16 protein-coding genes are annotated in these 25311 nt (G+C 62.7%); 5 read left to right on the forward strand and 11 right to left on the reverse strand.

Annotation, left to right across the window (positions count from 1 at the left end; translation table 11 throughout):
* Positions 1 to 36 precede the first annotated feature (36 nt).
* The 5 genes from DI606_RS00350 to DI606_RS00370 form a co-directional block, all read right to left on the reverse strand.
* Positions 37 to 1005, reverse strand: coding sequence for an aldo/keto reductase (locus DI606_RS00350; protein WP_293978875.1), 969 nt, complete (start codon positions 1003 to 1005; stop codon positions 37 to 39).
* Positions 1002 to 1817 carry a WecB/TagA/CpsF family glycosyltransferase gene (locus tag DI606_RS00355; RefSeq protein ID WP_293978878.1) on the reverse strand — a complete coding sequence of 272 codons (816 nt, stop codon included), beginning with the start codon at positions 1815 to 1817 and terminating at the stop codon, positions 1002 to 1004. Before DI606_RS00355 ends, DI606_RS00350 begins: the two co-directional genes overlap by 4 nt.
* Entirely contained in the window at positions 1814 to 3496 is a 1683-nt protein-coding gene (locus DI606_RS00360; protein ID WP_293978881.1) for an FAD-dependent oxidoreductase, read from the reverse strand. The genes DI606_RS00355 and DI606_RS00360 overlap by 4 nt, the downstream gene beginning before the upstream one ends.
* A gap of 263 nt (positions 3497 to 3759) precedes the next feature.
* Positions 3760 to 5043, reverse strand: coding sequence for a hypothetical protein (locus tag DI606_RS00365; RefSeq protein WP_293978883.1), 1284 nt, complete (start codon positions 5041 to 5043; stop codon positions 3760 to 3762).
* Positions 5040 to 5474 (reverse strand): hypothetical protein, encoded by a 435-nt coding sequence (locus DI606_RS00370; protein WP_293978885.1) that lies wholly within the window; start codon positions 5472 to 5474, stop codon positions 5040 to 5042. The genes DI606_RS00365 and DI606_RS00370 overlap by 4 nt, the downstream gene beginning before the upstream one ends.
* Before the next feature lie 390 nt (positions 5475 to 5864).
* Here DI606_RS00370 and DI606_RS00375 point away from each other — a divergent pair, with 390 nt between their 5' ends.
* Complete coding sequence (locus DI606_RS00375; RefSeq protein WP_293978887.1) at positions 5865 to 6566, forward strand: transglutaminase-like cysteine peptidase; 702 nt, start codon at positions 5865 to 5867, stop codon at positions 6564 to 6566.
* An 8-nt stretch (positions 6567 to 6574) separates the two neighbouring features.
* On the opposite strand, the gene DI606_RS00380 is transcribed toward DI606_RS00375, so the two are convergent.
* Positions 6575 to 7549, reverse strand: coding sequence for a sulfotransferase (locus DI606_RS00380; RefSeq protein WP_293978889.1), 975 nt, complete (start codon positions 7547 to 7549; stop codon positions 6575 to 6577).
* 160 nt (positions 7550 to 7709) lie between these two features.
* On the reverse strand, positions 7710 to 10487 hold the full coding sequence (locus DI606_RS00385) for a cellulase family glycosylhydrolase (RefSeq protein ID WP_293978891.1): 2778 nt from the start codon (positions 10485 to 10487) through the stop codon (positions 7710 to 7712).
* Positions 10488 to 10903: 416 nt separating this feature from the next.
* On the opposite strand from DI606_RS00385, the gene DI606_RS00390 reads away from it, so the two are divergent.
* Positions 10904 to 12667 (forward strand): type I secretion system permease/ATPase, encoded by a 1764-nt coding sequence (locus DI606_RS00390; RefSeq protein ID WP_293978894.1) that lies wholly within the window; start codon positions 10904 to 10906, stop codon positions 12665 to 12667.
* A gap of 12 nt (positions 12668 to 12679) precedes the next feature.
* Complete coding sequence (locus tag DI606_RS00395) at positions 12680 to 14029, forward strand: HlyD family type I secretion periplasmic adaptor subunit (RefSeq protein ID WP_293978897.1); 1350 nt, start codon at positions 12680 to 12682, stop codon at positions 14027 to 14029.
* 74 nt (positions 14030 to 14103) lie between these two features.
* On the opposite strand, the gene DI606_RS00400 is transcribed toward DI606_RS00395, so the two are convergent.
* Positions 14104 to 17112: a hypothetical protein gene (locus tag DI606_RS00400; RefSeq protein WP_293978899.1), complete on the reverse strand. Its 3009-nt coding sequence runs from the start codon at positions 17110 to 17112 to the stop codon at positions 14104 to 14106.
* 474 nt (positions 17113 to 17586) lie between these two features.
* Here DI606_RS00400 and DI606_RS00405 point away from each other — a divergent pair, with 474 nt between their 5' ends.
* The gene (locus DI606_RS00405; protein ID WP_293978901.1) at positions 17587 to 18621 is read left to right on the forward strand and encodes an NAD-dependent epimerase/dehydratase family protein; all 1035 of its coding nucleotides are present in this window, start codon (positions 17587 to 17589) and stop codon (positions 18619 to 18621) included.
* Positions 18622 to 18901: 280 nt separating this feature from the next.
* Here the strand turns inward: DI606_RS00405 and DI606_RS00410 are convergent, their stop codons facing one another.
* Complete coding sequence (locus tag DI606_RS00410; RefSeq protein WP_293978903.1) at positions 18902 to 20188, reverse strand: DUF2254 domain-containing protein; 1287 nt, start codon at positions 20186 to 20188, stop codon at positions 18902 to 18904.
* Between the two features lie 565 nt (positions 20189 to 20753).
* Between DI606_RS00410 and DI606_RS00415 the strand changes: the two genes are divergently transcribed.
* Positions 20754 to 22559 carry an SLC13 family permease gene (locus tag DI606_RS00415; protein ID WP_293978905.1) on the forward strand — a complete coding sequence of 602 codons (1806 nt, stop codon included), beginning with the start codon at positions 20754 to 20756 and terminating at the stop codon, positions 22557 to 22559.
* A gap of 346 nt (positions 22560 to 22905) precedes the next feature.
* On the opposite strand, the gene DI606_RS00420 is transcribed toward DI606_RS00415, so the two are convergent.
* Together DI606_RS00420 and DI606_RS00425 are read right to left on the reverse strand one after the other, a co-directional pair.
* Positions 22906 to 25008: a prolyl oligopeptidase family serine peptidase gene (locus DI606_RS00420; RefSeq protein WP_293978907.1), complete on the reverse strand. Its 2103-nt coding sequence runs from the start codon at positions 25006 to 25008 to the stop codon at positions 22906 to 22908.
* The gene (locus tag DI606_RS00425; RefSeq protein WP_293978909.1) at positions 25005 to 25304 is read right to left on the reverse strand and encodes a hypothetical protein; all 300 of its coding nucleotides are present in this window, start codon (positions 25302 to 25304) and stop codon (positions 25005 to 25007) included. Before DI606_RS00425 ends, DI606_RS00420 begins: the two co-directional genes overlap by 4 nt.
* Between the last annotated feature and the right edge of the window lie 7 nt (positions 25305 to 25311).

The raw sequence follows: 25311 nt of genomic DNA on the forward strand, positions 1-25311 counted from the left end.
CTCCATGGAGCCAGCATTTATTGGCATGAAATGACTTTATCTTTGCTTACGATCTTCCTGCGAAAATACTTTCGCAGGCGTTTCGATCCGACTCGCGAGTTCTAACATGGCATCGTAATCGCGGCGTCGCGAGAGCCGTGCCATATTGTTTTCCAGATTGGCGCGAGAAAACATAGACATCAAGACGATCCCGGTCCGGGACGGTGCAATTGCATAGTCGGCGAGGAAGGCGGATACCATAGCTCGCGGTGTGCCGGTATAGCCAGCTTGACCGAAGGCATCGGCCAGGGCGGCGTCGCGGCCCAGCTGGGCCGCGATCGCCTCGACCATCCCCGCACTGCCGATGACGCTGTGGGTGCTCACGAGAATTTCGGGCCTGCTGTCGAGCAGCGGACGGAGTTCTTCCAGTTCCGGTTCGAACGGATTGTTGGCGAACTGGGCGGCGGTGTAGAGGGGGCTGGCGGCCAGTCCCGCCCGAATGGCGTCGGGCGAGGAGGCGATGCCGATGCGCGCGACCTTGCCGTTGGCGATAAGCTGCCCGGCTGCCTCGATCACCGCGGGGTCCGCCGTTTCCTGCGCCGTGGCACCGTGCAGAAACAGCATCCCGATCCGCTCCGTTTGCAACCTGCGCAAGCTGGCGTCGACGCTCGCCGCGATCAGGGACGGCGTCAGCGGCTGCTTCATGGCGGCGGGACGATTGCGCTTGACCACGTTCCGCAATCCCGGTGCCATTGTCAGGGCCATGCGGACGGCGGGTCTGATCAATTTCTTCGCCAGACCGACATGGCCGGGCAGGATGCCGACCTTCGTAGCGACGGTAATATCCGACCGCACGCTTGCGAAGCGCCCCAGCACTTCTTCGGCAGCGCCGTCGCCATAGGATGGCGCGACATCGAACCAGCGGATGCCTGCCTCATAGGCGCGCTCTAGAGCGGCCACGCTCTCGGCGCGCGACTTGCGCGATCCCATGGAGGCGCACCCCAGGCCGAGTTGCAGATCGCTCATCCTACCTGCTCCAGCCAGCGTTTCTGCGGATGGCGGCGCAGCGCGATGCGGGTCAACAATATGCTTGGCTCGACAAGGTAGCGATAGCCCAGCCGCCGCGGTGAATTGACAAGGCGATAAAGCCATTCGATCCCCAACTGGCCCATCCAGCGGGGCGTCAGTTTCTGCGCACCCACCTGATAGTCCAGATAGGCCCCTGTAGGCATGAGCACGGTCGTGGGTACGCGCGACTGGATGGCCGCAATCCATTCTTCCTGTCGTGGCATCCCCATCCCCACGATCAGGACATCGTGCGCCCGTGCGCGCATCCATTCGACGATTTCGGACTGTTTGGATTGCGGGCTGTAGTCGTTCACGTCGAAATAGCCGTGCCGCCCATCGATATCGAGTCCGGGAAAGCGCGCGCGCAGTGTTTCCATGCCGCGCTCGAGCGTGTCGGGCGCACCGCCGACATAGCCGAACCGCCATCCCCGCTCGCGCCCCAGCACGAACATCGCGTCGTAAAATTCGAGCGAGGTCGTGCGCTTGGCGCGGGACAGCCCGTGCCCGAGGAGGTTCGCGAGCCAGATGATCGGCATTCCGTCGATCATCACCTGCGCGTCGCGCTGCGACAGCAGGCGCGCCATCGGCTCGCTTTCATAGAGAAGGGCCATGCCGTGCAGGTTGAGGTTACTCATGATGAGGCGGCGGCGCTCCGTCACGGCAGCGTCAACCTGCGCGATCACCTCCTGCCCCGTCATGGGATGCAGGCGAAAGCCCAGCAGCCGGATTTCTTTTGGGGGCGCGACCGTCGTTGCGGGGGCATCCGTCACAGTGACGCCACCTTGTCCATCGGAGTGCGGATTTCGGTCTTGCCCGTCATCCGTTCCGCCAGCCTGTCCCCCAGTCGCAGCGCGAGCGCGACGGCAGTCAGAGTCGGGTTGGCCTGGCCCGATGTCGGCAGCACGGCTGTGGTGGCGAGGAACAGGTTAGGCACATCGAAACAGGCAAGGTCCGCGTCGACGACGCCGCGCGTTCGGTCGGCGGCCATGCGCGTCAGCCCTACCTGATGCGTGCCGTGCGCCGCCTGCGCCATCACCGCCGCGCCCCGTTCCTCCTGCGGCATCCGGTAGTGAAGCGCGCCCATGCCGACCTTGCGCAGCCACTGGTCGAGCATATCGTGGGTACGGACCACCGAATCCACGTCCTGATCGGAAAAGCGCAAGTCTATTTCCAGTTTGGGCAGCCCGAGCCGGTCGATCCGGTCGGTCAGGAACACCCGGCTGTCCGGGTGCGGTGCCTGCTCGCTATGGTAGAAGAGTCCGTATCGGTTGGCTGCGTTCTGCACGAAAAAACCGGGCAAACGCTCCGGCCGGAAATAGCGTCGCCAGAAGAATTGAGCGGCAAAGGCGGCGGCTGAAGGCGCACCGACGATCAAATTGCGGATGTGCGCCGCGATGCGGTGCGGCTTGTCCAGGGCGTGGCGGCGGCGGATCGCTTCTGCAACGATCATGCGACCCAGCGGCCCGATGCTGAGCGCCAGATAGACCATCGACAATATGGCGCTGCGATGCCGGGGATCGGCAACCGGTGCCACTACCGGCCAGAAGGCGCAGTTGAGAAGCCGGTTGTCGATCTGTGTCCGGTCCGATGCCACCAAACGGCGGCGGACGTAGGACCCGTGTTCATCGACATGGAAGTCGAAGGCGCGGCTGATGTCATTGGAGGCGAAAGTCACGTCGGCGATCTCGCCGATCAAATGCCCCATATAGTGGCGACCGAGCGGGCCGTCGGGGCCGCCGAAGAGCGCAGGATGAACCTTGCGCGCGGCAAGCAGCAACCGCGTTGTCTCGATGCCCCCGGCGGCAACGACTATGGTGTCTGCCGCGATGTCCACCGTCTCGCCGGACAGGGAATGGGCGACGGTTAGCCCATCGGCACGGCCGCTGGCCATCTTGATCTCGGTCACGGTGCATCGTGTGCGCACTTCCAGCGCGGGTAACGAACGGATCGCCTCTGCATGGACATTCTGCGCCGCCTGGACATTGGCCCAGCGTTCCAGGCGGTCGACCGTAAAACTGTTGTCCGCCTCGCGGCCCAGCAGCGGGCCGGTTTCGAACCGGTCGGCGCCTGACGCCGTCGATTGGACTGCACGGTGCCAATAAGGGGCAAGATCGGCATGGCCGATGGGCCAGCGCGCGTCGACGAAGGCGCGCGGCGTGAAATCGATCGGGTCGAAGGGCAGGCACCGTGCGCCCCACAGGTTCGACGTGCCGCCCAGGCGGCGGGCAACGGCGACCGCCATCTCGTCATGGCGGCGTGCGTCTGTCAATTGCGCGTCCGACAATTGCTGGACGACCGGATTGGCCGCGCCCTCGCCTGATTCGAGCACCGTCACCGGAATGCCGCGCCGCGCCAAGTCGACCGCCAGTCCCAGTCCCACCGGACCGCTTCCGATCACCACAACGCGCCCGCGCTGATCGGTAAGACCCTCGATCCCGTCGATCAGCATGGCGATCCTTCTTGCTCGCCGCCAAACGCCGTCCCAACCGCTCCATATGCGATTGTCAGGCGCGTCGTGCGAACGAGCGTGCGGCGATGCGCGTCGATCATGAAACCCCCGTATTCGTCACTGCGGTGCCCGTCTCGCCGATCGTCCGGCATTCCTACCGGATTTCGCGCCGCAATATAGCCTAAAAATGCGGAAGGGCAGAGCGTCCCGCAATGTGACGCTCTGCCCTTGTGCGATGCAACGGGGCTCATGGCCCCCTTGCGTTACGCTGTGACCAGATCGGGACGAAGCAAAGTCTGCGCCAGTGCGCCGGCGATGTCGCCATGGCCGCGCCGCGACGGATGGACGGATGTCGCAGCCGACAGAAGGCCCATCGACACATTCTCCGCCAGGCTCATGTCGCCGGACAGGCCCCATCGATCGGCAATCGAAAGATGGGCGACATGATCGGTGTCGGCCGCGATGCGGCGTGCTGCCTCATGATAGGCGTAATAAGGCTGGCCACCTGCCGGCACCGTCGCACCTCCGGGTGGCGGCAGCGCGGTGTTGAGCAGCAGGCAGCATCCGCCCGCGGCAGTAACGCTATTCACCACGGAACGGAGGCTGGTTTCGTAGGTCTCTACGTTGGGATAGACTATCCCCACAGCTTCGCCGCCGGACCCCCCGCCCATCGCGACATTCTGGAGCGTCGCGTCGTTCTGTCCGAGCGCGATGATGGTCAGATGCTCGCCATAGCCGCCGATGGCAGCCAGCAGACGGGCGCGGCTGTAGGCGCTGCCCGTCGCTGCATTGTTCCTGCTCGCCTCGCCGATGCCCAGCATGTCCGGAACCGTCCAGCCTGCGCGACCCCACCGGCTGACGACGATCCCCTGATTGTTATGATACCGGATGGCGCTGATATGCTGGACGTTGCTCGCATGGCCGCCGACAAGGCGCACGACATGCGCGCTGTTTACCAGACCGGTTAGGCTCAGCACACGGTAGCCCGGCGTCGCATTGGCTCCGCCGACAAGGCCGGTCGTCACTGTTCCCCCGTCGACCTGATAGGTGAAGCCGCCGATCACGCTCCCGTCCGCGCTGCCGCCCGCCCAATAGAGGATGTCGACGGCGGTGCAGGCAGGAGTCGTGAACTCCACCATGTCGGCGGACTTGATCCGCGCGCCCCATTTCATCGGACCGATGACACTGTCGGCTACCGGCGATCCCGTTTTTGCGACGCGGCTGTCGCTGCCGGTGAAGAAGGGCGTGATCGCGCCGCCGCCGGGCAAGCCCAACCGCGCAGCCAGAAGGGCGCGTATCTGACCGGGCCAGCCTTGCGTGTCTGCGACGAGGTTGGACAGGATATTGCTGGAATTTTCCGTGCCCACGCCTTCGGTGATGCTGTCGCCCCAGCAGGCGATATGCACCGGTGCGTACAAGGCGTCGCCCAAAGCCGCGCGGAACCGGCGCAGGCCCGCCGGATTGGTGAGGATCGCCCCTTGAGCCAGTTGGTTGCGTGCTGCGCGGGCGGCAATCGCCTTCGCTTGGATGGCCAGCGCCGCGCTCATTGCGCCACCCGATAGGTCAAGGTGCCTGCCGACACGGCGATCTGGAGATAGAGGCCGGCTGCCGCTTCGGTTTCCAGCCACACGATCTCGTTTAAAGCGCCGGTCCATGCCAGCGCTCGCCCGGCGAGCGTGGCGGGTAGCATCGATGCGCCGCCGTTCACCGACCGCATCAGCGTCACCGTGCCGGAAAAATTGCCCGATAGCGTCAAGATTACTTCGCGCCCCAAATCGGGGATAAAGGGACCGGCCATCATACCGGTGCCGGTGGAACCTGACAGCGGCGCGGAAAGCGCCGCCCGGCCTGCCGCCGTTGCGACAGGCAGGGGGTTGGCGGGATTGACGGTCGTAGGCGTCCCGTCCGGACGGGCGAAAACAACGGCCTGCTGCGGCACGAACCCCGCAGGCGCCAGTATCTCGTTAGGCTGTGGCATGACTGCTCCTTCTTTCTCGATGTGCTCCCCGGCTTACGCGGGCCGGGCGGCTGTAGGACAGCGTCAAGCCGTTCCCCGACATCGGATCGCGATGACCCACAGGTAATGCCTAATTTCCCAGTTACCCTGTCGGGCAACCAACCCTTCTTACCTTGGATGGCAAAGCACTTTCGGGACTGAAATCGGAAGGGCTTTTGCGTGCGTTCGATCTCGATTCTTTTGTCCCTGTCGCTTGCAGTCGCCTTGCCTTGCACGGCCCATGCGGCGTCCCGCAGCCTCTCCCCGTTCTTGACTCTGGGTGCGTCCTCCGACGCGCCGCAGGGTTATATTGACCTTTGCCAACGGCAGCCGGGACTTTGCGCTTATCTGGAAGGGCGCAGCGAATCGGACGTGATCGCTTCAGTGACGCAAACGACCGTGCACGTCGCGGACGCTTCTGCGGCAAGTGCAACCGGTGGTACGGCCATGCCGCAACAGGACGGGCGGGCCATGGCCACCACGCCCGCGCTGCTGCGTGCGACCGATATGGCGCGCCAATCGCTTCTGGGTCGGGCACGCGCCACGCGCGGCACGGCGCGGCCGACCATGGCCCTCGCGCCGATCGTCGATACGCCCTGGACCGCACGGGCGCACTCGGTCTCTGCCACGGCCTCTTTCACCCGCAAATATCTTGTCGCCTTCAACAACCGTGTAAACCGGTCCATCCTCCAGCTTCCCGACATCGACATCTACGGCGTGGGCGAACGGTGGAGCCTGCCGGTGGGGCAGGGCAAACCCATGGGCGATTGCGAAGACATCGCATTGGAAAAAAGACTGCGGCTGGTCGACATGGGCATGGACCCGCACGATCTCGCCATAGCGGTGGTCTATTCCCGCCGCTTCGGCCTTCATTCGGTGCTGGTTGCGCATTTGCCCGAGGGCGATTTCGTCCTCGACAGCCTCAGCGCGCGGGTCCGCCGTTGGAGCGAGGTCGACTATGTCTGGCTGCGCGTGCAGGATCGCCGGAATCCGGCAGAATGGCGCAGCGTCGTGACGGCCCCCGCGCCGCGCATGGTCCAACGCTATTTCGGACGCGAGGAAATCGAGGGCTAAGGCGAGCTTTAGCGTTCGGGGTAGCCCTGCCGCCGGTTCGCCGCGCCGCACGTGCGGGTAAAAATCCGCTTGTGTGCGTCGCTCCAGTCGAGCGGACGGCTGGTCGGATCGAAACTGCCATCGGCCTCCACGGGCTTCCACTCGACCGCGCCCCCATCCCCGCGCGAGTGCGTAGAGGAGCCGTAGATCGGCAGATGCTCGATTGCGCCGTCGATCGCGCCGGGCTCAATTCCCATCCACGCAAAAATCGCACGCAGCGCGCCACCCTTGTCGCGCACCACGTCCTCGTACCGCAGCGGCATCACGCGGTCGGCGGGCTGGTGCGCCAGGAAGGCTTCACTCTTTTCCATCGCCATGCGCGTTTCGAGGCACACATCCTCGAACGTCCGGCTCATTCGGGTGCGGGCGAAGGTGCGCATGAAGCTGTCGACGATATAGCGTGCGTCGCGCACGATGAAGATCATCCTGTCCTGTGGGAACAGGGTGGGGAAGAGTTCGATGTTATAGACCAAGGGGGTCTTGATCAGCGTGACGCTGGCTGGATCGGCCATATCCAGAAGGCGGTTGCGAAACCCCGACACGGCATAGCTCATCCACTCCATCCGGCCGAACGCTGCACCGCTGGGCGGATGCACTCGCCCGATGAGGTCGGTCGGGCCGCGGAAATAGCTCTCGCCCGCAAGGATGGGCATTTCAGCAAAAGCGATCCGGCTGCGCACGAACGGCGGAACTCGCAGCAGCAGTTCGTAGAGGAAGTTCGTCCCGCTGCGCGGCATCACGCCATAGATGAACAGCAACTGCCTGTCCTCGAAGCGTTTCTGCGCGGACGCGGCGACGGCTTCGAGATGGCGGCGCTCCCCGTCCTCTATTCCGGCGTCGGCATAAAGTGCGGGGTCTAGCGTAGGGCGCCGCAGGGCGCGGCGAAGCATGAAGCGCAGGCGCGGGAGACGCGCATAAAGATATCGCTCATCGTCCAGTCGCATCCGTTGGTTGTCCAATAGGCAGCGCAAAAGAGATAGCCTTCCCATGTGCGGGGATATTGTCAAGGTAACCTTGCCCAATTCTGGAGCGAATTGACCCTGGCCGGGACGGAAAAAGCCGGGCCATGGGAATGGCCCGGCTTTTTAACGGCATCATTTCGGATCAGAGGATGAAGGACATGTCGGACTGGAGGAACTTGCCGGTCATGTCGAAATGATCGACCTTGTATGGGGAATCCGCGCCTGCCTGATAATGGCCGATGTCCTTGCTGCCATTGTCGTGCACGATGGTTTTGTCCCATCCGCCGTTAGCCAGATAGGAAATCCAGCTCTTCATCGACCAACCGCTGCTGAATTCGCCCTTGCTGGTCAACTGTCCCGCGGTGCTGAAATAATCGATGATCCAGTCGCCGTCGGCTTCTTTGTAGCTGTGCTGCTTGACCTTGCCGTCGTTATAATAGCTGCTGCTGCCGACCATCGACCAGTTCTTGTCATATTCGGTCGACTGGCTGACGACGCCCTTGGTGTAGCTGGACTGGACGTAGCCGCCGTTGAGATAGTCGGTCGATTCGGTGATCAGGCCTGCAATCCCCAGCTTTTCGGTGCGGATTACGCTGTCCGATCCGGCGGCGTATACCGTACCTGTGCCCGAACCGTCGGTGGCGAAATGATAGGCCTTTACCGTGCCGTCCTTGTTGAGGATCGACTGCGTAGTGGCATGGCCGCTGATATCGTAGACGGTTCGGGATACAAGATCCCCGTCGCTGTTCAGCAGGTCGCGGATCGACACCGCTTCCTTGGCATATCCGTGCACATCGACCTGGGTCGTGCCGTCCGCCAGCACCGTCTTTGTCGCAGGCGCATTGATGAACTTATCCAGCACATCCATCTGCCCGCTGTCGATCGCGCCCTTCATCGGTTGGACCGAGTAGATATAGTTGCCCTGCCACACCGAACCTGCAGCCCAGTAGGACACGCCCTGCCACACATCCTCGTTGCCCTTGAGGAAGTGCATCATCGTGTCGAGAGCCGCCAGCGAAGGCTGGTTGTCCGCGACGCCCGTTTCGCCCAGATACAATTTGTAGCCGTTGGCGCGCGCCCAGTCGGTGACTGCGGCCAGGCGGTCGGCCCCGATCGTCTCGGACACGACAGAGGAACCTGTGCCCGATGTGTTGGCATCCAGATACTGATGCACTTCGAAGGCGAAGTTCTTGAGCGGGTCGACGATCGCGCCAGCCTTGCCCAGCACGGACGCGTTACCGTTGGTCAGCCAGCGGTCGCCCGCGCTCCAGTCGACGCCGGGCACCAATATCTGCTGGGTCGCGCCGGTCGCGCGAATGGCGCCGATCGCGTCGTTGACCATGCCCAGCCACGCGTTCGCAGACGTAATCTGCGGTTCGTTCATAAGGCCGAAGGACACATTGCTGTCGCCGGCGAACGATGTCGCAATTTTCGACCACAGGTCGGCAAAGGCACTGGTGGGCACCGATGCGCTGCCGATCAGATTGCCGTTATATTTGCCGTAGTTGTGCACGTCGATGATGACGTTCATGCCCAGGGACTTGGCATAGTCGACGGTGGCGTGGATTTTTGCCAGATAGGCGGCATCGAATGCGCCGCCCAATGTGGGTTGCAGGCTTTCCCACGCGATGGGGAGGCGCAGGTCGTTCATCCCCTTCGCCGCGAAATAGGTGATTTCTTCTGTTGTGGGGAAATAGTCGATACCCGTTTTTTGCCCCTTGGGCCCGATATACTCAGCACCGTTGATATTGATGCCGATATTGAGGCCGCTCGTATTGGGCGACACAACATCGCTGAACTTGAAGTTGGCGGTGGACAGGTCGGTCGCCTTGACGCCCAGCAACTTCAGGCTGTCGCTGCCGTTCAGCGTGATGACCGTGTCCTTGCCCGCCTGCGCGATGCGGGAGGACAGTTGCTCGAACTTGGCAAAGCCATAGTTGCCAAGATCGATCATGTCCGCCTGCAAGCCCCTGGCGGTGAAGTCTGTGATCGTGTCGGCGCCGTCGCCTTTGTAGTGAACGAAGGTATCGCTGCCCGCGCCGCCGGTCAGCATGTCGTTGCCCTTGCCACCGCGCAGGACGTCGTTGCCCTTGCCGCCCAGCAGAACGTCGCTTGCATCGGTGCCGATCAGCGTCTTGTCGACGATCTGCTCGGGCGCCCTGAAGGTGGTCGTGCCATTGCTGAACATGTTGGTGCGCGCGTCGCTTACGACAGCGCCGTTATAGGTGATGCCGTTCACATAGAGGTTGCGGTCCTGCACGAAGGTCAAATCGGCGGCATTGCGCGTATCGTTCACATATTTGATCGCGATGTCGTGTGCGCCGTTGCCCCAGTCGCCCTTCAGCGTGACTTCGTCATTTGCCCCGTCGCGGCGCGATGCCTGCGCTTCGAATGTGCCGCCGACCTGCGTGCCGTCGACGAACACCTGATACCGCGCGTTGCCGACATAGGCGTCCTGCGCGATCTTGAGTGTCAGCGTGTCGGGGCCGTTCCCCAGCGTGAAGCTGCCGGTCGTGGAGGTGGCGTTGGCAGGCACGGCGAAGGTGGATGCGCCATTGCTGAACATGTTGGTTCGCGTGTCGCTGACCAGCGCGCCGTTATAGGCGACGCTGTGGACATAGAGATTGCGATCCTGGCTGTTGTCGGGGGCCAGCGGATTGCGGATATCGTTGACATATTGCACCGTCACCTGATGCGCGCCGGACCCGAAATCGCCCTTGATGGTCAGAGTGTCGGTGACGCCCGACGACCGCAGCGCCGATGCTTCGAACAGATCGCCGACCTGCTTGCCGTCGACGAATACCAGATATCGCGCATTGCCGAGGTAGGCGTCCTGCGAGACGGTCAGGACGAAGCTGTCCGGACCCTTGCCAATTTCCATGGATTTCGGCGCGAAGCCGATGTTCGATGCGACCGTCATTGCTATTGCCCTACCGCTGTCAGGAGTCAGGGCCATCGTAAGCGGCGGCGGGAAAAATAGGCTGAAGCGCCGTGGTTAATCGACCGCTAGTTCTGTTATTTTCGTTAAACCTGCGGAATAAGTGAGTTCGACGACGGGTCGTTTCGCTTTGGCAACTGCGATCGTTTGAGACGAACTGAAGTTGAATCATGGCTCAGACTTAAAATAAGGCGATTCCGTTTCCGCGGCGGGCATGTATTTTCTTGCGACGACAGCGCCCCTCTGGCTGCCCAACGCGTGCCGGATTTGCGACGAACCGTTGAAAACAAGGGATTTCCGCTGCTCTGGTTGACCCGTTGTTTACCTCTTTTGCCTAGGAACGATTCAGAACGATTGCGCTCCTTCCGTCGATGGGGCCGGTCCCTAAGGAATCCTCCATGAGCCAGTCTGCGGCGTCGCCCATGCCCGAAGAACTCCGCGCGGTCGTCCGCCGCTATCGCAAAGCCTTTCTTACCGTCGCCTTGTTAAGCGCGGTTTTGAACGTGCTGGTGTTGGGCGGCTCGATCTACATGATGATGGTGTACGATTCGGTGCTGCCAAGTCATAGCTTGCCGACGCTCTTCGGCCTGCTGGCGATGCTGGTGGGAGTCTACGCCTGCCAAGGCATTTTTGAGAATTACCGCAGCGGATTGCTCAGCGACGTCGGCAATTCGCTCGACCGTGCTTTGGCGCGGCGGGTCCAGCGCGCCATGACCGATGTGGCTCTGCATCGCGGGTCGCCGGCAGGCGACGGGCTCAGCCCCATGCGCGATCTTGAAGCGGTGCGGGCGTGGTTTGCGGGGCCGGGGCCGACGACGCTCATCGATCTTCCCTGGATACTTTTCTTCATCGGCGTCCTGATGCTTCTGCATTTCTGGACCGGCTTCACCGCACTGGTGGGGGGCGCGATCCTCGTCTGCCTCACCATCGCGACCAATCGCATGGTCAAGGGACCAAGCGAAACCGCCAGTCGCACGTCCGCCGACCGTTATGCCATCGCCGAAGTAGGCGTGCGCCATGCAGAGGTCCTCTCGGCGCTCGGGATGCGGGGGCGTCTGCTCGACCGTCTTCAACAGGTGAATTCCGACTATCTCGCGGCGCAGCGGAACATGAACCGATCGGTCGCGACGCTAGGCGCGATGAGCCGGATCGGTCGGATGCTGCTGCAATCGCTGATTCTTACCGTCGGCGCGATCCTCGTCATCAAGGGACAGGCCTCGGGCGGGGCGATCTTCGCCTCCTCGATCCTCGCGGGGCGCGCGCTGGCCCCTGTGGATCAGGCGATCGCCAACTGGAAGTCGATGATCGCGGCGCGTGCCGGCTGGTCGCGCTTGTCCGAATTGCTGGCGAAGGTGCCGCCCGAGCCTGCGACCGCGAACATCCTGCCGCGCCCCGAGACGTCCCTTCAGGTCCAGAATCTTTTCGTCGCGCCCCCAGGTTCGCAGCAACTGACTGTGCAGGCCGCCGATTTCTCGCTCAACGCGGGCGATGGCCTCGCCATCATCGGGCCGAGCGCGGCGGGAAAATCCTCGCTCGGTCGCGCGCTGGTGGGCATCTGGCGCCCGATCCGCGGCGCCATCCGCCTCGATGGCGCGGCGCTCGACCAATATCCCGAGGATGTGCTGGGCCGATATCTGGGTTATCTTCCCCAGACGGTTGAGCTGTTCGAAGGCACAGTCGCCGAGAATATCGCGCGCTTCGATCCCGACTGCACGCCCGAAGACGTGATCGCGGCGGCGCGCCAGGCGGGTGTCCACGATATGATCGTGGGTCTTCCTAACGGCTACGAAACGCAGGTCGGCATGAGCGGTCGCAATCTGTCCGGCGGGCAGCAGCAGCGCATCGGGCTTGCGCGGGCGCTGTACAAGGACCCCTTCGTAGTGCTGCTGGACGAACCCAACAGCAATCTCGACTCCGAAGGAGACGCAGCGTTGGAGCGGGCGATCGCAGGCATCCGGGCGCGCGGTGGCATCGTCGTGATCATCGCGCACCGCCCCTCCGCTCTCGCTAATGTCAATCTGGTGCTGATGATGCGGGACGGGCGCATGGAAATGCTTGGCCCTCGCGTCGAGGTGCTCCAGCGGCTCGTCGCAATGCAGGCGCCGCAGCCCGCGCCGACTCCCGCCCCGGTTTCCGCCCCGGCCACCCGCAACGTCGCCTGAGGACCGCCTGTCATGACCAGCCTTTCTCTCCTTCCCACCGGTCCCGCCGCGCAGGCGCTGCTCCAGCCTTATGATCCCGACGTGCGCATGGCCGGCGCGCTGCGGCGGTCGCTGTTGCTGATGGGCGTGCTGGTGGTCGGCTTCGGCGCGGCGGGCACGCTGATCCCGATCGGGTCGGCGGTGATCGCTTCGGGCCAGGTCGGCGTCGCCAGCCAGGTCAAGCACATCGCTCATCCGACCGGCGGCACCATATCCGACATCCTGGTGCGCAACGGCCAGCATGTGCGCAAGGGACAGGTGCTGATCCGGCTTGACGACAAGGTCGCGGGCACCGATGCCGCCATGGCGGCTTTGACCGTTGACCAGATGCTGGCTCAAAAGGCGCGACTGGAGGCCGAACGGCTGGGTGCGCCCTCGGTCTCTTTCCCCCAAATTCTCACGGCTCGCACCGATGGGTCGGCGCGCAAGGCGATGGCGGATGAACAGCGCATGTTCGATCTGCGCCGGTCCGAACAGGCAGGCATGCGCGCGCAGCTTGTCGCGCGGATCGCACAATATGATCGCCAGATCGCCGGTTTCCGTGCGCAAATGGCGGCTCTCAACCAACAGCAGGGCCTGATCGAACCCGAACGCCAGAGCATGCAGCGCCTCTACGACAAGAAGTTGGTGACCTTGTCCCGGCTTAACCAGCTGGAACGCACCGCCGTCGACCTCAACGGTTCGATGGGTGCGCTCAGTGCCCAGGTCGCCGCGACGCAGGCGCGCATCTCCGAAACGCGCGAGCAAATCATCCAACTGGGCGAAACCCGTCGTAGCGAGGCGGGCAACGAACTTGCGCAGATCAACACTCAGCTCAACCAGCAGAAGAGCCGCAGCGTCATGGCGATCGATCAGCGGGATCGCACTTTAGTGCGTGCCCCGGTCGACGGGGTGGTCGAACAGATGAGCGTCGCTACCATCGGCGGCGTGATCCGTCCGGCCGAACCCCTGTTGGCGCTCGTGCCCGACAAGGACCAGATGGTGATCGAAGGGGCGATCAACCCGTCCGACATCGACCAGGTCCGCCGCGACCTGCCCGCGCGGGTTCGCCTGTCCTCGCTCAACAATACGGCAACGCCAGAGCTGAAGGGCCGCGTCATCTATGTCGGCAGCGATCCCGTCACCGATGGCGAGGGGGCAAGCCGTCGTACCTTCTTCCCCGTGCGCGTCGTCATCGACAAAGCGGCGCTCAAGGCCAATCGCGGCTTGGCGCTCAAGCCTGGGATGCCCGCAGAGCTGTTCATCGAGACCGGAAGCCGGTCCATGATCTCTTACCTCACCAAGCCATTCCAGGACCAGTTCGCCCGCGCCTTTCGCGAATGACGCGAAGCTGCCGGGCGACACAAAGGGAGCCGGAAGGACCTTTCCCCTTCCGGCTCCCTTTTTCGCGCTTGCGGTCAGAGCTGGAAATAGCCAGCGTGAACATTGGCGATGCCCTTTAGGACAAAGGCGATGTCGGCCACGCCGTCGCCGTTGACGTCGCCCTCGACGACTGCGTCGCCGTTTACCACGCTGTATCGCAACTCCCCTGCAACCTTGTGGAAGCTGTCGGTTCCGATCCAGCGGAACGGGTCGTCCACCGTCGTTCCAGCATTGGCATCTATCGCTCCAAGGAGGATGCGGTCGCCTTCGAAAAAATTGAAGTCGAGGATCGTGTCTTTAGCCTGTGGCAGCGAATCCGATACCGCATTGAAGACGAACCGGTCCGCGCCGACCCCACCCATCAAGCGGTCCATGCCCGCACCACCGACCAGGACATCGTCACCCGCCCCGCCGTTCAGTACGTCATGGCCCTCGCCGCCGAACAACTGATCGTTGCCGTCGCCACCGTAAAGCTGGTCGTTGCCGGCGTCGCCGTAAAGCATGTCGTTGCCGCCATCGCCGAAGATCGTGTCATCGCCGTCACCGCCATCGACCAGATCGTCGCCGTCCTTGGCGCCGATATAGTCGTTGCCGCCCATGCCATGGATCACGTCTCTGCCTGCGCTGCCCCAGATGCGGTTATCCTCAGCATTGCCGGTGACGGTCAGGCCCGCCTTTGCGAGCGCGACCGTCTCGATCCCGGCATGAACGGTGTAGTCGACATAGGTGGTGAGGAAGTCGTCGCCACTCTCGTCGATCACCACGTCGGTCGTGCTGCGGATCACGTAGCGGTCGTTACCCGCGCCGCCTGCGAGGACATCGTTGCCCGCTCCGCCATCCAGCAGATCGTCGCCGTCCCCGCCGTAGAGTGTGTCGTCGCCATCTCCGCCATAGAGCTGATCGTTGCCTGCATCGCCATGGAGGATGTCGTTCCCCGCCCCGCCATAGAGGATGTCGTTCCCCTCGCCGCCGTGGATGAGGTCGTCTCCGCCCTTCCCGTCGATATAATCGTCGCCGCCCATGCCGTGGATCACGTCGCGGCCTTCGCTGCCCCAGATGCGGTTATTTTCCGCATTCCCGGTGACGGTGAGACCCGCCTTGGCGAGGGCGACGGTCTCGATCCCCGCATGGATGGTGTAATCGGCATAGGTTGTGACGAAGTCGTCGCCGCTTTCGTCTATGACGACGTCATCGCTGTTCATCACGACATACCGGTCGTTACCCGTGCCGCCGTCCAGGATATTATGGCCCGCCCCGCCGCGCAGCACATCGTCGCCCGCACCGCCGATCAGCTGGTTGTCGCCCGCCCCGCCGTTCAGTTCGTCGGCAAAGGCCGTTCCGATGACGGAGAAATGCTCTATCGACAGATAGTCGATGTGCCCGCTCCCGATGTCGATGGATCCGTCGGGCTTGGGCGCCTTGAAGACGATTCCTCGTGACAGCGCCGAAAAATCGACGGTCAGCCGGTCCTGATCGCTTGTTCCGGTCAGCATGGCGCTGTGATCGCTTCCCGCCTTGACGCTGAAGTCCGCCGGCAAGACCGGAGCGGGCGCGAGCACTGCCTCCTCCTGCGCGGGCGGCGCGACCTCGGGCAGGGGGGGCAGGAGGGTGTGCGCCCCGCTGCCGTCGATGGTCGTCGTGACGGCGCTGCCGTTCGCGTCGAGATGCTGAACTCTCATATCGAGATTGTTGATCGTGAGGTTGCCGCTGCCCGACGTGACTTCTGCCCCCAACTCCAGCGACGCCAGATAGCTGTCCGTAGACATGATCCCCTTCGCGCTCAGCGATGAAATGATATCGGCCAGGTCGATGCTGCCCGCCGGGATGTCCTTGTCGCTCACCAGCGCCACATAAGTGCCCTTCTGGTAGATGGTGGCGCTGAAGTCCCCGTCGCTGTATGTGCCGACCGCGTTGCCAGAGGGGGTGAGCGCGCCCTTGTGCACCCAGATCATGAGTTCGGTGGAGATCGTGCTCGCGTCGCCGCGCGGCGCCGATGTGAACCAGATGTCGAAGGCGACGTTGAACCCGCTGGTCGTGCCGCCATAGGCGAGATCGTAGTCCAGCGTCATGCCCTTGATGTCGCCGGCCTTCATTGGGAAGAGGGTGCTGTTGGGATTGGCGCCGGGCGCCATAGGCGACACGCCGTAGGACAGCGCAGGATAGGCGAGGATGCGATATTCGGTGGCGAGCGCGGCAGGATAGCTCCAGCTGAAGCTGGTTCCTCCCGTCAGGTCGGCTCGGTCTACGACACTGCTCAGTGTGTAATCCTTGCCCTCGACCAGCCCGCTCGATCCCCAGGCATTGTTGAGCACGTACCAACCATGGCCGAATTGCACATTCGATGCGTTCGCCAGCGTCGCCACGTCGGCGATCGCGCCCTTGGCCGCGTTCAGCACCGGGGTGCCCAGCGCCAGGCCGAAGTCGGCCGCGCTCAGCGCCGACGCCTGCGTATCGCGCAGCACCAGCACCTCGCCGCCGCCAAGATCGACGGTCGTGTCCGCGCCCGTCTGCGCGATGCGTCCTTTAAGATCGTCCCAATTCGAAAAGCCGTAGTTCCGCAGTGAAATGACATCCCAGCCAATCTGGAAATTCTGGATCACGTCCGATCCGTTACCCTTGGCGACGGTGAAGATGTCCGCGCCTTCGCCGCCAATCAGGACATCGTCGCCCGCCCCGCCGTCCAACCGCGCGCCGGTCTTGCCCGCAGACACGATGTTGTCGAGCGCGTTGCCGGTGCCGCCCGTCGACCAAGCACCCATCAGGAACAGGTTCTCCACATTTTCCGGCAGGGTGTAGGTGCCGCCGAACTGTACATATGCGGTGTCGATACCTTCGCCCGCTGCTTCCCTCACGGTGGCCTTGGGCTGCCACAGATAATAGCTGTCGTCTCCCGCACCGCCGGCCAGCGTTTCGCCCCATTGCGAATACATCGCGTCATTTTTCGCAGTGCCATAGCGGACCGACGCGACAGGGCCCGCCGGAGGATAGGAATTGGCAGTCGACGATAGCACGAGGGCGCGACCCTTCGCGTTGAGATAAGCCATAGAAATAATGCCCTTGTTGGATTGACGCGATCCTAACGGGCAAGCGCTGCGACAGGATAAAGACCGATGGTTACTGCCGTGTCAGGCTTACCGACCGCTTAACCGGATCTGGTAGTTGTTGGGCGACGCGACATCGGACGAAGTCGGTTGAGGGCAGGGCGAAACAATGGGCGGATCGTCTGGACAACGCATTTGGGCTGGGGTGGTGTATGCAACCATTGCCCTGTCGCGGTTGTAAACCTTTGGGTGCTGGGGTCGGAGCAGGGGGGTAATCGGCCCCGAACTCTTTTTGCACGGATTCGGATATTCCCGAATCACGCCGATCGGGATTTTGGCGCTCCATGGCCCTCCTTTTTGCCCTCTGCTATCTGTCGTCTGCGGTAGCGGTGCGATTAACCGATTGGCTTCGTTCCCCGATTGGAGGAAAGGGACAAACGGCTTTTCGCGCGAAGCGTTTTGCAAAAGGTGGTAAATATGGGGGATCGGGTGAAGACGATATTGGTGACCGGATCGGCGGGTTTTATCGGCTATCACCTCGCTCACCTGCTGCTGCGTGACGGGTTTCGCGTCGTAGGATTCGACGGCATGTCGGATTATTATGACGTGGCGCTCAAGCGCCGGCGGCACCAGATGCTGCTTCAGAACCCGCATTTCCACGCGGTCGAAGGCCAGTTGGAAGACACAGCGTTGCTCCGTTCGTTGTGCGAGGCGGAGCGGCCGCAGGTGATCGTCCACCTCGCGGGCCAGGCGGGTGTGCGTTACAGCCTCGAAAACCCTCGCGCCTATCTCGATTCCAATTTGGTGGGCAGCTTCAACATTCTCGAATGCGCACGCGAACTTCAGGTCGATCACCTGCTGATGGCATCCACCTCCTCGGTCTATGGCGGAAACACTCAGATGCCTTATGCCGAAACCGACAAGGCGGACATGCCGCTGACTTTCTACGCTGCGACGAAGAAGGCGAATGAGGCAATGGCGCACAGTTACGCCCATCTTTGGCGGCTGCCGACCACCATGTTCCGTTTCTTCACTGTCTATGGCCCTTGGGGGCGGCCTGACATGGCGTTGTTCAAATTCACCAAGGGCATCCTCGAAGGAACGCCCATCGATGTCTACAACCATGGCGAGATGTATCGCGACTTCACTTATGTCGCCGATCTCGTGCGCGGCATTCGCCTGCTGATCGACACGCCGCCGCTTGCGGTCGATGAGCGCGAAGGGTGGGACCCGCTACCCGGCGACACGCTGAGCGATGTTGCCCCCTGGCGCGTCGTTAACATTGGCAATAATGCCAAAGTGAAGCTCACCGACTTCATCGATGCGATCGAGGCAGAATGCGGTCGCCCCGCCATCCGCAATCTCATGGATCTGCAAAAAGGCGATGTGCCTGCCACTTGGGCCGACGCAACATTGCTTAGGTCGCTGACGGGCTATGCGCCGCAAACGCCCTTTGGAGAAGGTGTGCGCGCCTTCGTGCAATGGTATCGGGACTATTACGGCGAGGAATAGATAGCGCTTCTCGCCGTTTGCATGAGGGGCCATGCCCCATCGCCCGGAGTATAGAATTCCGTGCCAAATGCGGCGACAAACATCTTTGTGGCTTACTTGATGAGGCAGCGGTGGTTGTTCTTCGCATCCATCCCTCTTTGCGCAGCTTATATTCCAGCGCCGCACCATCCGTGAACAGATCGCCGATGCCGCAACTCGCTTCTTCGTGAACAGCACCCGCAGGCGAGCCTTCACCTCCGCAGCGGCGGAGGTCCGCCGCACTCCTACCTGAACCGACCGATCAACGCGCGCCCTCGTCTGGCGAAGGGAGCGTGGCCCATGCACGATAGGCCGCGCGCACATGCTCCCGGTCGATTTCCAGCGCCATCGCGTGTTGGGTCCGGGCCAGTGCTTCGGTGCCGGCGAGAACCAGCGTGCCGCGCGCAAATGGCGCCAGTGCGGCGAGATCGCCCAGCGTCTTTTGCAGCCGCAGCGCGACTTCTACGCAGCCAGCGCCGTCGCGTGCGATCGGCCGGTAGATGTCTTCCAGCAAATCGTGAACGTGAATGGCGGGCAGGGTGACCCCGACACCATTGTCAGCCTGCCGATCTCCGGCACCTTTGAGGAATCTCGCCATCACGCGCGTGGATGTCGTCAAGACCGCGATGGCCGTGCCCGGATCGTTGACTGCCGGGGATAGCGCGCGCGACGCTATTTCTGCCAGTACGACCAGCCCCAGCCTTGGATCGTGATCGTAATTGCGTTGTCTGTCGACCGTAAAGGCGGCGCGAATTTCCGCTTCGCTCTCCTTCGCAGCGTGATGCGTCCGCAGGATGGGGCGCGTTGGCGTAACGAAGGTGCCAGGCAGGACCAGAACGTCGATCGGACAATCGCGGCGGCGCGAAATCGCTTCGAGCGCTGCGACATCGATATGTGCGATATAACCTATGCCGTCGAAGCATATAGTCCATCCCGCGTCGGGCTCCGACGGATCGCCGCTGTGCAGTGCCACTCGACAGGCCGATCGCTCGATGGCGCTGAGTGTCACGTGTTCGATTCGTTCGATCGTGCTGGCGACACGCCCGAAGGTGGACAAATGCTCGATCCAGCGGAGCAGCGTGACAACGATGATCGCGATGACGAGCAATGTACCGGCGAACAGGATGACACGGCCAGAGGCGCCATACAGACCCGTCGATAACGCGCAGATGCCGACGATCGCGAAGAGAAACGCACCGAGAAACGTCGACAGGGCATTCTGCGCCGTGCTGTCCGCCACCAGTATCTGGGTCGCTCGCGGCGTAATCGTGCTGCTGGCCCCTGAGACCGCCGAAACCATCGCGGTCAGCGAGAAGGTCGTAACCGCCAGCATGCTCGACGCGAGGATGCCCAGAATGTTGTCGACCGCATCGGCACCGATCTTGGCGCTCATATCATAGGGGATGAAGGGGGCGATGACGGCCGACAGCAATGCCAGTAACACGGCGGATAACGAGAACAGCGCGGCGCGGAACCAGATGCGTCGGAAAAGCACGCGAATGAGCCAGCGCCATCGGGAGTTTGCGGCGCGGCTCGCTTTTTTCGCCATATTCATCGCAATGTGCAGCCTATCGGCGACTGCCTGCCGGGACGATCGATAAAGCGGACGTGCGGTTCGTCGCATCGGATCGCTGAACAACGAAGCTCTCGCGGCATTGCTCCGCATTGGCGACGGATGTGTCTTTGATCGGTCATCGTCCTGATGTGCGCCTTTCGAAATGGCATAGTCGCGCTCCAATCCGTCAACTCAACGGGTGAAGGCCGTCACCGCACCGACCCTTCGCGCCTTGGGCGCCAGATCTCAAGCTCCGTCAGGGCGTCGATAACGATCTTTTCGCCCGACGATCCCGTCAGGGCAAGATGCGGGACTTCGCGCCAGTGCTAGCGGACGATACTAACGCCTGGCTGCGGCTTTTTTGGTGCAGTCAGCCTAGCGTTAAAATTGCCCAAGATTACGCTGCGCCAAACGCAAGGTCGGACGCGCCCCGTAAAACGCGCGGTTTCGATGCGCGAGCGTTCATCGGACTTCTCACAGATTAGGGAAAGGATCGGCCAATCACAGTCGCGCGATTGTTTGCGGTGGCAAGCTCGTTCGATCCAGCTACAGATTGCCGATGGCGACCAACCTTCTGAGCGCGCTTACGCCGCACCTTCCGATGCTTGGCCTAGTGTTCATCGTCCTGTTGTTCATCGCTTTTGCGACGGAACGCTTTCCACCTGTGACCGTCGCCGTCTGCGGTGCCGCGTCGATGATCGCCCTCGGCTGGTTGACGCCCGCCCTGATCACGAAAGCGTTTTCCAATTCGGCGCCCATAGCGATCGGCGCCTTCTTCATCCTGTCCGGTGCTCTGGTTCGCACTGGTGCGATCGAGGCGATAGCCAGTTTGATCACGCGCCGCGCGGCAAGCCATCCGCGCAGGACGGTCGCCGAGATGCTGACCGGCGCTGCCATCGCTCCGGCCTTCATCAACAATACGCCCGTGGTCATCATTCTGATCCCGCTTGTCAGGCGGCTTGCACGCACGGTCGGCATCCCGGCAACCCGGTTGCTCATTCCGCTCTCCTATCTTTCGATCCTGGGCGGCACGCTGACATTGATCGGCACGTCGACCAATCTGTTGGTCGATGGCGTGGCGCGCGCCAACGGGCAACCGGGCTTTGGCATTTTCGAGATCACCGCCGTCGGGCTGGTCACGATGGCCGCCGGTGCGGTTACCATGCTGCTGCTCGGCCCGCGCCTTCTTCCCGACCGGCCCGACAATGAGATTGCCGACCGGCACGAACTGCAATATCTGACCGAACTCGCCGTTCCGCCCGATGCTGGCGAAAGGCTGCCGGGGCTCAGCGACCTGCAATTTCTGAAGCGGGACAAAGTGCGCTTGATCGCGGTGCGCCGTGGTATCCAAACGCTTCGCAATCCCGATCCGGCAATGAAACTCGCGCCAGGCGATCGGTTGGTCGTCGCAAGTTCTGCCGATGAACTCGACGACCTGGCGCGCAGCGATGGCGTGATCGTCGGCCTTCAGAATGTCGGTCGGCCTATCCGGCTGGCTGCCAACGAGCGGTCTGACGATGTGCGTCTGATCGGTCTGACGATTGCCCCGACGCATCCTGCGCTCGGCCGCGAACTGCGCGACATTCCCTTCCTGTCCAATCTCCCCGCCCGGGTCCTTGGCATCGGCCGTGCCCGGCACGTGCCCGGACCCGATTTGGGCAGTGTCCGCCTCCGCGCCGCCGACAGCCTGCTCGTCGCCGCCGAAGCACCGGCGATCGCCGCGTTGCATGAGAACACAAATCTGATCGCCGAAGACACCAGCCATGTCCGCCGTTTCCGGCGGGATCGCGCCCCGATCGCGGTCCTCACGCTGGTTGGTGTCGTAGCGCTCGCGGCATTTGGGGTGCTGCCGGTCGTCGCGCTTGCGATGATCGGCGTCGGCATCGTGCTCGTTACCCGCTGTGTCGATCCGGAGGAGGCATGGCGCTCCGTCGATGGCAGCGTGCTGGTGCTCATCTTCGCCATGCTGGGCATCGGTAGCGGGCTCGAAGCGATCGGGACGGTGCGACTGATCGTCGACGTTGCGTCACCCTGGCTCGATGATTTGTCGCCTTTTGCAGTATTGATCGTGCTTTATTTTCTGACGTCCCTGCTGACCGAAACCGTCACGAACAACGCCGTTGCCGTCATCATGACCCCGGTGGCTATCGGCGTTGGTCAGGTAACCGGAACGGAGCCCAAAGCTTTGATCACCGCCGTGATGTTCGCAGCGTCGGCAAGTTTCGCAACGCCGATCGGTTATCAGACAAACACGATGGTCTACGCCGCGGCTGATTATCGCTTTTCCGATTTCGTAAAGATCGGCGTACCGATGAATGTCATCGTCGGCCTCGCAACCTGTGGTGCGATCAACGCGATGATGTGATGTGCGGCGAATGCGAGGCGCAACAAGGCTTGGCGATGAGCAGGCTCGCATAACCTAAGGCATGCACGGGACCGCGTATTGATCGGTCGCGATGTCATGGACACAGTTCGCGCCCGGCGGGCCTTGGGCGGAAAGGTCGTCGCGGTCGATCCGGTGTAGACGCGCACTGCGGCTGCGACCGATCAAGGGGTGCCGCTGCGCCCGGGTGCCGACGCGACCTTTCTCCTCGGCCCCGCCGTGCACGTCATGATGCCAATGCCATCGGCGAGGAAATGCACAGGGTCGAAATCGAGCCCGTGATCCCCGCCAGAAGCAATCGGCGACACCCGATTAGCGTCCGCCGTGGCTATTTCCCTTCCAGACGCTGGCTGAAATAGACCATCTGCATGGCCTGGAGCCGTGCGCCCTGTTCGATGTCGGCATCGCCCGAGTGACCGCCTGCGGTGTCTTCATAGAAATGATAGGGAATGCCATATTCCTTGAGGCGTGCGGCGAACTTGCGAGCATGTTGCGGGCCGACGCGGTCGTCCTTGGTTGTGGTCCAGATATAGGGCGTCGGATAGCGCACCCCCTTGCGGATGTTAGCGTAGGGAGAGATCGTTTCGAGAAATGCCTTTTCCTTAGGCACGGACACGCTCCCATATTCGTCAACCCATGACGCGCCTGCGGCGATCTGTTCGTAGCGGATCATATCGAGCAGCGGGACCTGGATCGTCACCGCGTTCCACAGATCGGGATGCTGGTTGAATTCCACCCCCATCAGCAGTCCGCCGTTGGAGCCGCCATAGATGCCGAACTTGGCGGGCGAGGACAGCTTGCGGGCAAAGATGTCCTTAGCCACTGCAGCGAAATCGTCGTAGACGATCTGGCGTTTGGTCTTGAGGCCAGCTTCGTGCCACGCGGGGCCGAATTCGCCGCCGCCCCGGATGTTGGCCAAGACAAAACTATTGCCCCGCTCCAGCCACAATTTGCCGGTGATCGCGGCATAGCTCGGCGTCATCGGCACTTCGAACCCGCCATAGGCTGTCATGATCGTGGGCGTGGAACCGTCCTTCTTCATGTCTTTGCGATGGACGATGAAATAGGGAATCCGGGTCCCGTCTGTCGAAGTCGCTTCATATTGTTCGACGACAAGCCCGCTCGCATCGAAGCGGGCAGGCATCGCCTTGACCTGTCGGGGCGAAGGGTTGGCGGCGTCGAGCGACCAGAGCGTCGTAGGCGCAAGGAAACCGGCGACCGACAGATAGGCGCGATCGCTCTTTTCGGTCGCGGTGGCGATGCCGATGGTGGCATTGTCCGGCAACGACACCGGCTTTTCGGTCCAGCCTTGCGCGCCGGGCGTGAGAACCATTACCCGCCCGCGCACATTGTCGTTGTAGGACAGGATCACATGGTCCTTCGTCGCAGCGACGCCGTCGACCGATTGTCGCGGGTTCGGCGCGAAAAGGATCTGCGGCGTCAGTGTCTCGCCCGATTGAAGGGCCTTGAGGGGTACGGCGGCCAGCGAGCCGCTCGGAACCGTCACCCCGCCGCTCGTCCATTCCTGGCTGGTCTGGATCAGCACGTGACCGTCCACCATGCCCTGCAACTGGCTTTTGGCGGGGAGCGGCAGTTTCTTCACGCCGCTGGGCGTCACGAGATAGGTCTCGTTGGTGAAAAAGGTGACGCCGCGATAGATGAAGGCCGCGCGGTTGCCCGATCCATCCGAGAGAATGGAGGGGGAGACGCCGACCTGATCGCTTGGCGCGCCACGATAGATTTCCTGCGCGGCGGCCAGCGGCTGGCCACGCTTCAGCGTCTTGACGACGAACGGATAGCCCGATTTGGTAAGGCTTCCGTCGCCCCAGTCGCGCGCGATCAGCAGCGTGTCCCGGTCCAGCCAAGCCTCGTTCTGCTTCGACGTGGGAATGTTGAACCCGTTTTTGACGAATTGTCCGGTTTCGAGGTCGAATTCACGCAAAGTCACGGCATCCTCGCCCCCGTCGGACAGGTGGAGCAACGCCAGCCGTTCTTCAGGATCGAGAATATCGGCGCCCTTCCAAACCCATTTCTTTCCTTCCGCCTTCGACAAGGCGTCGAGGTCGATCACGGTGGTCCAGCCCGGGTTGGCGGACGCGTAATCGGCTTCGCTGGTCCAGCGCCAGATGCCCTGGGGGTGATCGGCGTCGCGCCAGAAATTATAGATGCGCCCATGGACCAGCATCGGCATGGCGATCCTGTCCTTGGCCGACGCGATGGCAAGCGCCTGCCGATAGTAATTGTCGTACCGGGGATCGTTGCGGAATGCAGCCTCCGTCGCCTTGTTCTCCGCCTCCACCCATTGCATCGCGCGTGGACCGGTCCAGTCTTCCAGCCAGACGAAGGGATCGTCTGTGGGCGCGGTCGCGGCAGGCGCAGCCGCGCCGGTCAGCAAGGTTGCAGACACGAGGCTTAAAATCCTTTTCTTCATCGCAGCTTGTCCCCTTTTTGCAGTCCCGCCCGCCCTGTCCGATTACGCCGTTTCAGCACGACGCTCACGAGCAACAGCGGTAACGCCGCTGCGATGAGGGCGATCCCGACCAGGCTGGGCGACCAGCCGAAGAGCGCATGGATATCCATAGCCGAGGGCATCACCATCAGCAGGAACCCCAGCGTCATCAGCCACAGGCCCCACCGGCGCGGACGAACGGCGACCATGCGCATGTCGTGCCGCCACGCCTTGCGGCCCGGTCGGGTGCTGAGATCGGAGGGCGGCGAACCAAACATAAGATGC

It is taken from the genome of Sphingobium sp. (assembly GCF_003248505.1).
Classification (GTDB): Bacteria; Pseudomonadota; Alphaproteobacteria; order Sphingomonadales; family Sphingomonadaceae; genus Sphingobium.

Coding starts and splice junctions, on each gene's coding strand:
- DI606_RS00350 (WP_293978875.1), bottom strand. CDS start 1,005: ATGAGCGATCTGCAACTCGGCCTGGGGTGCGCCTCCATGGGATCGCGC.
- DI606_RS00360 (WP_293978881.1), bottom strand. CDS start 3,496: ATGCTGATCGACGGGATCGAGGGTCTTACCGATCAGCGCGGGCGCGTT.
- DI606_RS00365 (WP_293978883.1), bottom strand. CDS start 5,043: ATGAGCGCGGCGCTGGCCATCCAAGCGAAGGCGATTGCCGCCCGCGCA.
- DI606_RS00370 (WP_293978885.1), bottom strand. CDS start 5,474: ATGCCACAGCCTAACGAGATACTGGCGCCTGCGGGGTTCGTGCCGCAG.
- DI606_RS00380 (WP_293978889.1), bottom strand. CDS start 7,549: ATGCGACTGGACGATGAGCGATATCTTTATGCGCGTCTCCCGCGCCTG.
- DI606_RS00385 (WP_293978891.1), bottom strand. CDS start 10,487: ATGACGGTCGCATCGAACATCGGCTTCGCGCCGAAATCCATGGAAATT.
- DI606_RS00390 (WP_293978894.1), top strand. CDS start 10,904: ATGAGCCAGTCTGCGGCGTCGCCCATGCCCGAAGAACTCCGCGCGGTC.
- DI606_RS00395 (WP_293978897.1), top strand. CDS start 12,680: ATGACCAGCCTTTCTCTCCTTCCCACCGGTCCCGCCGCGCAGGCGCTG.
- DI606_RS00400 (WP_293978899.1), bottom strand. CDS start 17,112: ATGGCTTATCTCAACGCGAAGGGTCGCGCCCTCGTGCTATCGTCGACT.
- DI606_RS00405 (WP_293978901.1), top strand. CDS start 17,587: ATGGGGGATCGGGTGAAGACGATATTGGTGACCGGATCGGCGGGTTTT.
- DI606_RS00410 (WP_293978903.1), bottom strand. CDS start 20,188: ATGGCGAAAAAAGCGAGCCGCGCCGCAAACTCCCGATGGCGCTGGCTC.
- DI606_RS00415 (WP_293978905.1), top strand. CDS start 20,754: ATGGCGACCAACCTTCTGAGCGCGCTTACGCCGCACCTTCCGATGCTT.
- DI606_RS00420 (WP_293978907.1), bottom strand. CDS start 25,008: ATGAAGAAAAGGATTTTAAGCCTCGTGTCTGCAACCTTGCTGACCGGC.
- DI606_RS00425 (WP_293978909.1), bottom strand. CDS start 25,304: ATGTTTGGTTCGCCGCCCTCCGATCTCAGCACCCGACCGGGCCGCAAG.